The sequence below is a fragment of the Streptomyces sp. R35 genome (assembly GCF_041053035.1).
Lineage (GTDB): Bacteria > Actinomycetota > Actinomycetes > Streptomycetales > Streptomycetaceae > Streptomyces > Streptomyces lutosisoli.
Genome location: NZ_CP163440.1, coordinates 2318737 through 2332180, shown reverse-complemented (window position 1 = coordinate 2332180; position 13444 = coordinate 2318737). Strand labels below are relative to the sequence as shown.

Below are 13444 nucleotides of genomic sequence, written 5' to 3'. Positions count from 1 at the left end.
TCGACCGGGAATTCGCGGTCTCTTTTTGAATGCGTCACCGGCGGAACGCCGACGGAAATGGTCGGACATCTGCCCCCCAATTCGAGTCCGAGAAAAGCGCACATGGGCGCCAGGGAGGCTACCGGCAATCCTGTCAAGGCGACAACTGTCCGAGGAAACCGGCGCGTTGGGGATTTCCGGTTCTTGGTGTGGAGGTGATGTGTACGACTTTGCTGCCTGAAGCCCTAGTTGATCGTGGTTCTTGGTTAATCAGGCTCATTCGTTGGCGAGTTGATGCATTTTCAGGCGCTTCTTGGTCGAGTCTGGGGTGTCGATGACGATCTCTATACCCTTTGATCATGTGAAGGGCCTGTGAGGGGCGGCTTCGAACTGTTCCAATGTCTCTTCGGCAGCCGTGCTGGAATTGGGGGGGGTCCGGAGTGCGTCGGAATTCGCGGTGGCGGTTTTACGGAAGAACCATGCGGATACGCAGCGCGCCGGCATTATGGATCGCCGCAATGACCGTGCTCGGCCTGCTCGTTGCATTTCTCACGCCTGCGGACGCGGTCGCCGACGGACACCGGCCTGATCACCTTGTCAAGGCGAAGAAAGAACACTCGGTGCCGGTGTCCCCGGTCAAGGGCAAGGCGGCGAAGACGCCGACGATGCCCCGCTGGAACGCCGCCAAGGCACGCAAGACCTGGCCTGCGGCCGGCGCGGCCGACGTGGCGGTGCCCGTGCACGGCGCCACCGCCGCGAAAGCCGACGCCCTTCCGGTGTCCGTCAGCGCCGCGTCGAAGAGCGCGCGCCGCGCGCACGCCGACACCAAGGTGCACGTGAGCCTGCCGGGCCAGAAGGCCGCGCAGCAGCTCGGTGTGCACGGCGTGGTCTTCACTGTGCAGCCGGACGAGGCCACTTCGGGTGGCACTGCCCGTGTGGGCCTGGACTACGCGGCGTTCAAGGACGCCTACGGCGGCGACTGGGCCGGACGGCTGCGCCTGGTGCGTCTGCCAGCCTGCGCGCTGACCACTCCGCGCGCTGCCAAGTGCCGCACGCAGACCCCGCTGGCCTCCGCCAACGACACCAAGACCCAGACCGTCTCGGCCGATGTCGCACTGCCCACCCGCACGACCGCGAACAGCGCGGACGCCGAGCCGATGGTGCTGGCAGCGGTGGCCGCCGCCTCGGGCGGCGGCGGCAGCTACGGCGCCACCTCGCTGGCCCAGTCCGGCCAGTGGTCGGCCGGCGGCTCCAGCGGCGCCTTCTCCTACTCATATCCCGTCTCCATGCCCGACGTCCCCGGTAGCCTCGCTCCGAGCGTGTCGCTGGACTACAGCTCGCAGAGCGTGGACGGGCGCACCTCTTCGACGAACGCCCAGTCCTCCTGGGTCGGTGACGGCTGGGACTACGAGCCCGGTTTCGTCGAGCGCAGCTATTCATCCTGCTCCGACGATGCGGCGAACGGCACGCCGAAGACCTCCGACGAGTGCTGGTCGGACGACGTCGACTCGCTCACGCTGTCGTTGAACGGCTCGTCCAACACGCTTGTCCATGACGACGCCACGAACACCTGGCACCCGCAGGGCGACAACGGCGAGAAGATCGAGGTCAAGACCGACACGGTCAACGGCGACAATGACAATGAGTACTTCATCGTCACCACTGCCGACGGCACGAAGTACTACTTCGGTCGGAACCGGCTGCCCGGCTGGGCGTCGGGCAACGCGACCACCAACTCGGTGTACACCACGCCCGTGTACGGCAACGACACCGGCGAGCCGTGCCACGCCTCCACCTTCGCCGACTCCTGGTGCCAGCAGGGATACCGGTGGAACCTCGACTACACCGTCGACCCGCATGGCAACGCCATCAGCTACTGGTACACGCCCGAGACCGGCTACTACGGCCGGGACAACTCCACCACCCCCACCGCGTACACCCGTGGCGGCTACCTCTCCAAGATCCAGTACGGGCAGTTGGCGGGGAAGGTCTACGACAGCACCACCCCGGCGACCGGCCAGGTGTTCTTCGACTCCTCCGAGCGCTGCCTGCCCGACTCCAGCTTCGACTGCGCGTCGTCCAAGCTGACGTCTGCCAACGCCTCGCACTGGCCGGACGTTCCCGTCGACCAGATCTGCGCCTCCTCGGGCACCTGCAACAACCACGGCCCGGCCTTCTTCACCACCAAGCGCCTGACGGGCATCCGCACCCAGAGCCTGGTCGGCACCGCCTACCAGGACGTGGACGCCTGGTCGCTGAGCCACACGTTCCCGTCGACGGGGGATACCACCACTCCGTCGCTGTGGCTGAGCCAGATCGTGCACACCGGCAAGGATGGCGGAAGTCTGGACCTGCCGCCGGTGAAGTTCGCTGGCCAGGCACTGGCCAACCGAGTGGACGGGCTGGACGGCTACCAGCCGATCACCCGCTACCGGATGACCACGGTCACCACCGAGTCCGGCGAAGTGATCACGGTCAACTACACCGGGCCCCAGTGCCATCGCGCGGGCACCCAGGTGCTGCCCTCCAGCGAGGACAACAACACCTACCGCTGCTATCCGCAGTACTGGACGCCGCCGGGCCAGACGTCGCCGCAGCTGGACTGGTTCAACAAGTTCGTCGTCAACTCCGTCACCGCACAGGATCCGACGGGCGGCGGGCTTCCCGTTCAGACCTCCTACACGTATGTCGGCGATCCGGCCTGGCACTTCAGCGACGACCCGCTGACCCAGGCCAAGTACCGCACCTGGAACCAGTGGCGCGGTTACGGCCAGGTCGAGGCCCGCACCGGCACGTCCCCCGGCAAGCTCACGCTGTCGAGGGAGACGTTCTTCCGCGGCATGGACGGCGACAAGACCTCCTCCGGTACCCGCAGCGTCACGCTCAACGACACCGCGAACGACGATGCGCAGAAGGACTCGGACTGGCTGGCCGGCCAGACCTTCGAGGCCCAGTCGTACAACGGTGACGGCGGCGCGCTGCTGTCGGACGGCGTCACCGACCCGTGGAGCTCGGCGGCGACGGCCACCCAGTCGCGGACGAAGGCGGGCCTGGATCCGCTGGTGGCGCGCCGCACGAACATGAAGCGGGCCCGCACCGTCACGACCAAGGCGGACGGCACCAAGCTCACCACCGAGATCGACTACACACTCGACGACGCCACCGGCCTGCCCAAGGCCGTGGACGACCAAGGCGACGTTGCGACGTCCACCGACGACAAGTGCACACGCACCTGGTACGCCACAGACGCCTCCGGCAACCCGCTGCCGATCCCGCGCCGCGTCCAGGAAGTCGCCGTCTCCTGCTCCGCCACCCCCACCTACCCGCAGGACCTGCTCAGCGACGACCTGACATTCTTCGACAACTCCACCGACAACACCGCGACGCCCACCAAGGGCGACGTGACGATGGTGCAGAAGGCCGACTCGGTGACCGCGGACGGCACCGCGCACTACATCACGGCGCTGAAGAACACCTACGACACCTACGGCCGCGAACTCACCGAGACCGACGCCGACAACCGCGTCACGACCACGGCCTACACGCCCACGACCGGCGCCGCCCCCACCTCCATCACGGTCACCCAGCCGAAGGTCACCGGCCAGACGGCCGGCTTCACCACCACGACCACGCTCGACCCGGCCCGCGGCCAGGACCTGAAGACCACGGACGCGGCCGGCTACTCCACCACCAGCACCTACGACCCGCTGGGCCGCCTGACCGCGGTGTGGAACCCGGGTTTCTCCACCGCCAACAACCCCAACACCAAGTACAGCTACAACCTCACTCCGAGTGCTCCGTCGACGGTCACCACCCAGACCCTCAACGGCGATAACAGCTACCGCACCTCCATCTCGATCTACGACGCGATGCTGCGCTCGCGGGAGTCGCAGACGGCGACCGTGGACGGCGGCCGCACCATCACCGACACGGTCTACGACAGCCACGGCTGGCCGGTCAGTGCCTCCGACGCGTACTACAACACCGGCGCCCCGTCCGGCACGCTGGTGGACGCGGCCGACAACCAGACCCCGTCCCAGACCGCCACGGTCTACGACGGTGCGGGCCGGGCGACCGCCTCGATCGCCTACACCTTCGCTTCCGAAACCTGGCGCACCACCACCGCCTACCTGGGCTCCGACCGGGTCGACGTCACGCCGCCCGCCGGTGCCACGCCCACGACGACGTACACCGACGCGAGCGACCGGCTGGTCAAGCTGCTGCGTTACCACGGCACCACGCCCACCGGCGCCGCGGACACCGTCACCTACTCCTATGACGCGGCTGGCCACCAGATCGGCCAGGACGACGGCCAGGGCCACACCTGGTCCAGCAGCTACGACCTCCTCGGGCGCCGCACCTCCCAGACCGACCCCGACACCGGCCACTCAAGTTCCGCCTACGACAACGCCGGCCAGCTGCTGAGCACCACCGACGCCCGCGGCAAGATCATCAGTTTCAAGTACGACGAACTGGGCCGCAAGACGGGTGAGTACGACACCACGGGCGGCGTCACGCCCTCCGCCACCAACCAGTTGGCTGCCTGGACGTACGACACGCTGAAGAAGGGCAAGCCCACCTCCTCCACCCGCTACGTGGGCGGCATCAGCGGCGCCGCCTACACCGAGAAGGTCGCCGGCTACGACAGCCACGGCTGGCCACAGGCCACTCAGCTCGTGATCCCGGCGGCCGAGGGCGCGCTCGCTGGCACCTACACCACCCAGAACCGCTACAACCTCACCGGCACGCTGAGTAGTTACACCGACGCCGCGCCCACCACGGTCAAGCTGCCGCAGGAGACCATCTCCTACACCTACGACGCCTTCGACCGCCCCACGCACGTCGCCGGGGACACCAACGGCTGGGACTACGTCGACAAACTCAGCTACACCGAGTTCGACGAGCCGTACCAGTTCACCTACGGCACCTCGGGCAACTTCGCCCAGCAGACTCTGAACTACGACGACCAGACCCGCCGACTGACCGGCTCCACCACCATCAGCCAGTCCGGCGCCGCGATCGCCGACCAGACCGGCTACGCCTACCAGCCGTCCGGCAATGTCACCAAGATCACCGACAAGCTGGAGACCGGCACGACCGACACCCAGTGCTTCAGCTACGACTGGGCGCAGCGCCTGAAGTCCGCGTGGACGGCTACCGACGCGTGCGCGGCCACCCCCGCGCCGAGTGCTTCCACCACTGTGGGCGGCCCCTCCCCGTACTGGCAGTCATGGACCTACGACGCCACGGGTGCCCGGTCCACGCAGGTGGACCACGACCCGACGGGCGACACCTCCCACGACGCGACGTCCACATACACCCCCGTCGCGGCGGGCAAGGGCCCGGCCCACGCCGTGGCCCAGGTGAACAAAGTGGTGCCGGGAGACTCGGCCTCCAACACCACCAACAGCTACACCTACGACGAGGACGGCAACGCCCTCACCCGTACCACCCGCGCGGGCACCGACACCCTGAGCTACGACGACGAGGGCAAGCTGTCCGAACTGGCCTCGACGGGCTCCAGCGGCGACACGAAGTACCTCTACGACGCCGGCGGCAGCCTGCTGATCCGCCACAGCCCCACCGCCACCACCCTCTACACCGGCGATGAGGAGATCACCCTCAAGAAGGACGCCACGAGCGCCGACGGCGTGCGCTACATCTCCATCGCCGGCGAGACGGTGGCCACCCACTCCTCCGACGGCAAGTTCACGTACCTGATCCCCGACCGTCAGGGCACCAGCACCCTGGAAATCGACTCCCAGACCCAGCAGGTCACCCGCCGCCAGTACAAGCCCTTCGGCGAGGTACGCAACCAGTCCGGGACCTGGATCGGGCAACGGGGATACGTCGGCGGCACCCAGGACGACAACACGGGCCTGACCAACCTCGGCGCCCGTGAGTACGACCCGTCCATCGGCCGCTTCCTCAGCCCCGACCCCCTGCTGGACACCGGCGCCCCGCAAACCTGGAACGCCTACGACTACTCCGCCGACTCCCCGGTCACCCACTCCGACCCGTCAGGCCTGTGCATGGCCGACCAGTGCGGCATCGGCTACCCCATCGGCGGCACCGGCACCAGCAAGAGCAACCCCAAGCGCTACGTGACGACCGGCCCGGTCGATCCCGGCGGCTCAAACACCGCCGTCTGCCACCACGGCAAGTGCTCCGACGGCCACACCCTCGGCGCAAGCGGCGGCAACATCAGCAAGAAGACCTACGACCCGCAGGCCGAAGCCCGCGCCGTGGCCCGCGCCAAAGCCACCGCCGACGCGGCCGCCGCCGCCGCGAAGAAGCAGGCCTCCGGCCTCAAACACCGCCTGCTCAGCCTGGTCGCGGACGTCATCGGCCTCACCGACGCCTACAACTGCTTCACCAAGGGCGACGTCATGGGCTGCATCAACACAGCCCTGACAGCCGTCCCCTGGGGAAAGATCTTCAAAGCCATCAAGGTCGGCGTCGAAGCATTCAAGGTCTGGCGCTCCCTCGACCGCGCCTACACGGCGGTCAAGGACGCGGAAGAAGCCGCGAAGCTCGCCGAGGACGCGGTGAAGGCGGAACACGCCATCACCGAAGCCCGCAAGGCGGAGAGCGCCGGCGCCGGCGCGGCCGAGGACGCGGCAGGCTGCGTGACCCACAGCTTCATACCCACTACCGGCGTCCGCCTGGCAGACGGCTCCTCGACGCCGATCAGCAAGGTCAAGGTCGGCGACACAGTCCTGGCCACCGACCCGCAGACCGGCGTCACGGCCCCCGAGCAGGTCCAGAACGTCATCGTCACCACGACGGACAAGGACTTCACCACTCTCACCCTGGATACGGCCCCGACCCGCGGCCCACCGCACCACACGCAGACTCACACCCCCGCCAAGCAGACCCTCACCACCACCTGGCACCACCCCTTCTGGGACGCCACCCACCACCGCTGGACCGACGCCCACGACCTCACCCCGGGCACCCAACTCCGTCAGGTCGACGGGACCACGGTCATCGTCCGCGGGGTCCGCAACTTCCACCAGCGCAGCACCACGTACGACCTCACCGTCGGAACCCTGCACACGTACTATGTGCTGGCGGGGGCCACGCCGGTTCTTGTTCACAACTGCGATGGAATCGATGACGCAACCACTCTGTATCGCTTCGGGAGTGGCCCAGAAACCACGGAGAAGCTTGCGGCGGATGCCGCTAACGCCGAACAGCACGATTTCCCCCATGGGATTTCAACATCGACTCGACTGCCTCCGAAAATCAAGGAATCTGGCGAGTACCGTTCGACAACGGCTGGCGCGTTGAGGGAGGAGGGATTCAGGGTGGAGCAGACAGGTAGAAACAAGGCGCACCACACTGTCCATCTCCCGAAGCCGGTGACGGAACAGGTGACGAATACGCTGAATGAACTATTCGGGAGTGCAGGATGAGTGACCAGGTAACCTCTACGTCTGCAGTGGTCCTGAACTCATCGGCTGACCTCGCGGATAGGGTTTCTGCGCTAATCAGGCTGTCCGCCCTGGATGCTGAACGAGCTATTCAGGTTGCGATTAGTGTGACTGAAAATCCAGATGAGCCACCAGGTGTCCTCGTTGCTGTAGGGGAAGAGATAGCTCGTATCGCTTCGAAAACTCGATGGCTCACTGAGTTCGAGGTCAGAAACATGAGTGACGTGGCTTTCGATGCCTACTGCGAACATCTCAAGTGAATCGGGCTGCTGACTCGATCGAGCGCTTGGTCGTGGCCGAGCGGTAAGAATTTTGCCGCTGCCTAATGTGTACAGTGGCAAACCATCGTCCCCGTCGAGCCATGCTCGACGGGGACGATTTGCCGTTTGACGGCAGTAGTTGACGGCAACGACGGCGAACACTGGGGGTGCTTGCCGCCGTGTGGCGTGTCTGTCAGGGGCGGTTGAGGGCGTGGCCGAGTGCGGTCATCCTCGCGTTGGAGGCGGAGGCGTACATGGGCGTAGACGGTGGCGGTGACCCCGATGTGGATCCCGACCCCGTGGCGAGGATCGTTACCCATGCATGATCCGGCCGGGGCGTGCCCTATCCGTCCTGGCGGGGCTCTCGATACCTTCGGCCACCGCTCCCGCACCCAGCGTCAGTCCGACCCGTGTACGCGTTCTGGCCTGGGCTTTTGTTGATCGTGCTCAGAGTTTCTTTACTTGGTATCAAGCGCCCCGACCCGCCCTTGGCGGGCCGGGGCGGGCGCGGGCTGATCCGTCGGTGAGGTGCCGCCGGTTCCGCCGCGCGCGGTCCCCGGCCCCTGGGCAATGCTGGCGGGGCTCGCTCGTGGCCTCGCGCGTCGGACCCGGCGACCCTCCCACCTTCGGACCACCTACACCAAGCGCCCGCACCAACCCACGACGCGACCGGATCACGATCCCAATGTGGAACCCCCGCAAGATCACCGAAACCCAGAGCCTGAGGGCGTACGCAGACGGGGCGCGTCGGGGCTGGGGCGGGGGCCGAGGGCACCTTGAGGCACCCACCCGGAGCGGGTCCCGCGCCGGCCGCATTCCAGGCAGGACCCCGACCCAAGGTTCCCCCAACCCCCGCGAGCACACCTGACAGGCCCCAGAACCGGAGGTCAAAGAGCCAGGACAGCGAGCGCGGGAGCGTGCCAGACTTGACCGCAGAGTCCCCGTGCGAGGGGAGCACGGCGAACGGGAGGGCTGAGCGATGAGCGCAGCAGAGACCGAGTACCCGATCCATCCGGCGATGCGGCCGAGGGTGTCGGTGGAGGAGCTTCTCGCGGCGAAGAACGTGCAGCCGATCCGGTCCCTGGACGACCTGAAGGCGGACACCTTCGAGTCCGACGAGGAGGTGGAGGAGTTCATCGCCTTCACCTACGCCGAGCGTCACCGCGACCTCGCCTGAGCCGCCGCGATGCAACCTGTCGTCCTCGACACCGACGTCGCCTCACGCCTCCACAAGGGCACGCTCACTGGCCCGCTGGAAACCCGACTGATCGGCCGCCGCCCGCTGATCTCCTTCGTCACCTACGGCGAACTCACCAAGTGGGTCGAGGTCCGCGAATGGGGCAGCCGCCGCCGCCAGGAACTGGCCGACTGGATCTCCGGTATCGCCGTCCTCCTCGGCGACGAGGCCGTGGCCACCACCTGGGGCAGACTCGCCGCCGCCGGACAGAAAGCCGGACTTCCGCAGCCGAACGACGACATGTGGATCGCCGCCTGCTGCCTCACCCACGACCTTCCCTTGGCGACCTTGAACCTCAAGGACTACCGGTACTTCCAGAAGAACCACGGGCTCCGAATTCTCGGCGAGGAATAGCCCGGGGCATGATCGTCTCCTGACGGCAGTAGCGACGGCAACAGCCACGAATCCCGGCGAACAAGCACGAACACCGATTTGCTGTCAACTTGCAGTCTGACCAGCGAAGTTGCAGGTGACGGACCCCTGCCCTCCACACGTACTATGTGCTGGCAGGATTGACTCCGATACTGGTTCACAACTGCCAAGCAATATCGGATGCAGAGCAAATTGAGGACCACGTAGAGCCGCGTCATATCGCTGGTGGCGAAGAAGCTGATGAGACGAAGTCGCTGTTCGACGGTGACGTTGACCTCGGTGAGCTGGCCAGCCGTACGGAAGGGCGTATCGGTAGGTCTCAAGCCGGCACTGGACGCGTGAGGCATATTATTGATGCTGGAAAGATCATTGGTACGGATCTCAAGGGCTCACCGACGAGTATGTACACGGTCGTCCGCTCACAGGGGCACGCGCTGGGCGGGGACTTTATGTATGAATTCAATGAGCTGGTGACCATGCATCCGGGGTTGCCCAGAGATTTGATCGGATAGAGGGGGCGGCAGGTATTGCTTCGAGTCTCGATTCGTGCGAAGAATCAAGACGTGATTCGGCGGATCGATGTGCCATGGCAGTTCGATCCTGTACTCTGTGGTGTCGACAAGAGGGACCATCCGTTCCTTGGGCATATTGATCCGCATGGAGTGACCGTCTTCAGTGGATATCAGCTCCCAGCAGTCATCGAGGAGATCTCGTCTCTTGGCGAAGATCTCGCTTTGAAGCTAGGCGGAAGAGACTTTCTTGGTCGGTTCATTCAGGAGTGCGTCGAATGTGCTAGGTCGCGCCATCTGATGTGGATTGTCGGAGACTGAGGTTATCGAAATGCTCTTTGGTTGCTCAGGTTCATTGAGCTGCCCACGGCACTCTTCGAGTGCCCGAACCCAAAGCTCTGCTGGATAGCACCCCCGAGATTATTTTGCTCGTTCCAGAGTGCGAATCTGAAGCCCCGCCAGGTGGGTCCTGGCGTGGCTTCAGGGTTTCGTGACGGCAGTAGTTGACGCAGCGGCAACAACCTCGCACAACCACGGACACCCACGTACTTCACCGGACCAGCAACTGGGCTTGACCTGCGGAAAGCAGGTAGAGGGGTCCGCCTAGCACACCTACTATGTGCTTGCCGGGGCCGCACCCATCCTGGTGCACAATTGCGGTGGTGCCGAGGATGCGACCGAAATCGTGTCCAAGAAGGCTGGCGACCGGCATTTCGGCAGCCAAGAGGAGGCCCGTTCGGCTGCACTCAGCGCCCATGGTGTTTCGGACGAGAGCCTTGTCGAGACGCGCAGCATTTACGGCAAGAACCAGAAGAACTTGCGTGGCCCGGATGGCGAGCCGTGGGAGCAGTTGGACGCGATCAATGACAATGGTGAGATGGTCACAATCGACTTCTTCTATGGGGAGCGAATATGGTGACGCGTAGGGCAGCTCGGCGGTAAGTCGTTGCGTTCTGGAGGTGCATGTGTATCGCGTCGGAGATGTTCCACGGTGTACGTGGTGGCCCTATTCGGCCCGCGATGGCGCGGTACATGATGCTGTTGACGGCCTGTGGCTACCTGCCTCCCAAGAGGACGGGAAAAGACTGCTCGAAGAGATCGTCAACGAGTGGTCTTCCTGGACGTGGCTCCTCATGGGGACCTGGTATCGAAAGCGAGGGGAGACGGATCCCTCCAGATTCGAGGCTAGGTACCCGGGGCTGGCGCGAGAGGTTGTCGGCCGGATCCAGGCAGAAAGTCCGAGAGGGCTCGTATCGGACACTGAGTGGTGCGTCGCCGACCCGCACTCAGATCGCCTGTTTGATTTCCTTGAAACGCTTCGACGGTCGAGAGGGAAGGGGGGATGCGCTGTCCTCGCGGAGTCCGCGGATTCTCTGCGCTCTTGGTATGCCCTGTCCGGAGGAATGTTCTGGCGTGCATCCTTGGCGCTTGAACTGGAAGGGATGCGAGGGAGTGAGGTCACCCATGATTCTGTAATTGGATTGCATCTGCAGAACATGTCCGAGCGTGGTTACGTTTCCTTGATTCCGCTCGACCTACATCCTGAAGCCGGGTTTGCGGCATTCACTCATCCTCTGAAAATGGAGAGATTTGCCGCCGACACGCTGAAGGCCTTGTCGGGATTTCCTCTCTTGGACACCCGGGACATCTTCGCCAGGGGCGGCGGGCTTGCTGTGTAGCGTACTCAGGCGGAGCGCTATTGCGTACTTCGTAATTGCTGAACACAATTTTTATTTCCTCGCCACTTGGCCGCCGGCCAGCGAGCACAACAATGGGGGTGTTGATGTACAGACGGGTAGCGATGGCACCCTGGGCTGTGGGCCTGGGTGCTTCGGTTCTGCTGGTTTCGGGGTGTGCGGGACACGGTTCCAGGACCGGCAAGCCGTCGGCTCGGCCAAGCGGCACCTCTGCTCCCGCGAAGGCGGTCGCCCCAGGGGGGAAGTCGTCGGCGGCCATGACGCGCGCGCAACTGGAGAAGGCCGCGATCAAGAGTAGTGATACGCCGGGGTGGGAGGTGGCTACTCCGAAGTCGGCGTCCGGGCCCATCGGCGGAGAGCGCATGGTGGCCGACAAGGCAGCGTGTCAGCCCGTCGCCGATGCGTTGAGCCAGACGGGAGGAGTCAAGCCCGTCGCCGTGGTGGAGCGCAGTTCGGCGGCGAAGGATCGTTCCGGGGTCATGGTGCGTGTACGCCTCGCCTCCTATGCCGACGGTGGCGCCGACAAGGTCATGGTCGGCCTGGCGAACGCGGCCCTGCGGTGCAAGGGCTTCACCGGGTCGGGCAGCGGCAGCGAACAGCACGTCGGGGTGGCGCAGTACGAGGGCTATCTCAGTTCCCAGAACAGCATCGGCCTTCGGCTGACCACGAAGGTCGGAAACCAGACCCTGCCCGTCTACCTGGACGTGGGCGTCGTAGGAAGCACGGTGGAGTACTTCGCGACCTTCAACGTCACGGGAGACGACCCCGGGACCGGATCAACAACGGCGGAAAGGCAGCAAAGCGTCAAGCTGGGGGCCGCAAGCCCCTGACCGCCGTATGCGCACCATCGTGGTCCGTCTCGCAACGAACGTCGGCCCGCCCTGCTCCCCGCGGGGCGGGCTCGGCTCCCTGGTGCTGACAGGCTCGTCCGGGCTCTGCGGGTGCCGATAAATCATCCGCACTGGTCAGGCGACATGTCGGTACTCGTGAAGGACGCCGCCAAGTCGGTCGTGTCGGCGAACGTCGAGGCGCATCATCTGCTCTGGATCGATCACCGGCTCGGGCAGCGCGTGCAACGGCGCGGCCTGCCCGAGGGTCCGATGGGGCCGATGCCCGTTGTGGAACTGCTCGAACTCGCGCAGCGCGTACAGGAGGTGGCGTTCGTTCCAGATCAAAGTACGGTCGAGGAGCTCGCGCCGGCAGGTCTGCACCCACCGTTCCATGATCGAGTTCATTCTCGGCATCCGGACGCCGCTGAGTACGACCTCGACGGCGTTATGCGGCCTGCACGGGCGTCTCAGGCACTCGGTGTCTCAGGCGGCTTGTCCCCGATCGGCCTCTTCCGGCCTCGGTACAACGAAACCGCCACTAGCGCCAAGGCTGTGATCTTGCTTCGCGGGGAGGCCCCCTTGTCAGTCCGATACGACCTGTTCTGGGATCACCTCCTCTGGCCGGGACGGTCGTGGCGGCGGGAACATGCGGTCTTCCAGAGCGAAGGGGGCCGGAACGGGCGACGGCGGGTCGCCCAGCCGGACAAGGACCTCGCCGTCCTCGTGCAGGACGTCGTCGGTGCCGAGCCGGGCAATCCGGGTGAGCGGCTGTGCGTAGAGAAGGACGAGCAGGGCGGCGACGCGGTCCTGGAGCGGCAGGTCGTCGTGGTTGGCGAGTTGTTGCAGCAGCGCGAGTCGCTGGTGCTGGGCGAGCGGGGTGGGATTGCCTGTGGAGCGGTGGGGTATGGCGGCCTTCGGCATGTGTTTGGACCGTATCGCCCACCGCAGGAATGCGTGGGTGAGGCGCCGGGCGGTGTAGCCGCTGGCGTACCAAGCATCGACATCGGCCTGCGTGCAGTCGGCGAGAGACCGTCCACGCTCGGCAAGATGATTGAGGAAGGCGGTCGCGAGGTGGATCTCGTTGCGGGCCTGCTGGACCTGCTTGCCGGTGAGCGGGCCGCGGC

At 65.5% G+C, this 13444-nt stretch carries 9 protein-coding genes; 7 read left to right on the top strand and 2 right to left on the bottom strand.

The genetic code is table 11. The features are described from left to right. Positions 1–458 precede the first annotated feature (458 nt). The 7 genes from AB5J50_RS10945 to AB5J50_RS10915 all read left to right on the top strand — a co-directional run bounded on the left by AB5J50_RS10945 (position 459) and on the right by AB5J50_RS10915 (position 12320). Positions 459–7397: an RHS repeat-associated core domain-containing protein gene (locus tag AB5J50_RS10945; RefSeq protein ID WP_369257073.1), complete on the top strand. Its 6939-nt coding sequence runs from the start codon at positions 459–461 to the stop codon at positions 7395–7397. Between the two features lie 1257 nt (positions 7398–8654). After that, on the top strand, positions 8655–8852 hold the full coding sequence (locus AB5J50_RS10940; protein ID WP_369257071.1) for a hypothetical protein: 198 nt from the start codon (positions 8655–8657) through the stop codon (positions 8850–8852). 9 nt (positions 8853–8861) lie between these two features. Continuing rightward, on the top strand, positions 8862–9266 hold the full coding sequence (locus AB5J50_RS10935; protein ID WP_369257069.1) for a type II toxin-antitoxin system VapC family toxin: 405 nt from the start codon (positions 8862–8864) through the stop codon (positions 9264–9266). A 146-nt stretch (positions 9267–9412) separates the two neighbouring features. Next, the gene (locus tag AB5J50_RS10930; protein WP_369257067.1) at positions 9413–9796 is read left to right on the top strand and encodes a hypothetical protein; all 384 of its coding nucleotides are present in this window, start codon (positions 9413–9415) and stop codon (positions 9794–9796) included. Between the two features lie 616 nt (positions 9797–10412). Continuing rightward, complete coding sequence (locus AB5J50_RS10925; RefSeq protein ID WP_369257065.1) at positions 10413–10712, top strand: hypothetical protein; 300 nt, start codon at positions 10413–10415, stop codon at positions 10710–10712. A gap of 46 nt (positions 10713–10758) precedes the next feature. Continuing rightward, positions 10759–11472: a hypothetical protein gene (locus AB5J50_RS10920; RefSeq protein WP_369257063.1), complete on the top strand. Its 714-nt coding sequence runs from the start codon at positions 10759–10761 to the stop codon at positions 11470–11472. 275 nt (positions 11473–11747) lie between these two features. Then, a complete protein-coding gene (locus tag AB5J50_RS10915; protein ID WP_369257061.1) occupies positions 11748–12320 on the top strand; it encodes a hypothetical protein in 573 nt (190 codons plus the stop codon). Positions 12321–12455: 135 nt separating this feature from the next. Here the strand turns inward: AB5J50_RS10915 and AB5J50_RS10910 are convergent, their stop codons facing one another. After that, positions 12456–12791 (bottom strand): integrase core domain-containing protein, encoded by a 336-nt coding sequence (locus AB5J50_RS10910; RefSeq protein ID WP_369265365.1) that lies wholly within the window; start codon positions 12789–12791, stop codon positions 12456–12458. 111 nt (positions 12792–12902) lie between these two features. After that, complete coding sequence (locus tag AB5J50_RS10905; RefSeq protein WP_369257059.1) at positions 12903–13241, bottom strand: hypothetical protein; 339 nt, start codon at positions 13239–13241, stop codon at positions 12903–12905. Positions 13242–13444: the final 203 nt, after the last annotated feature.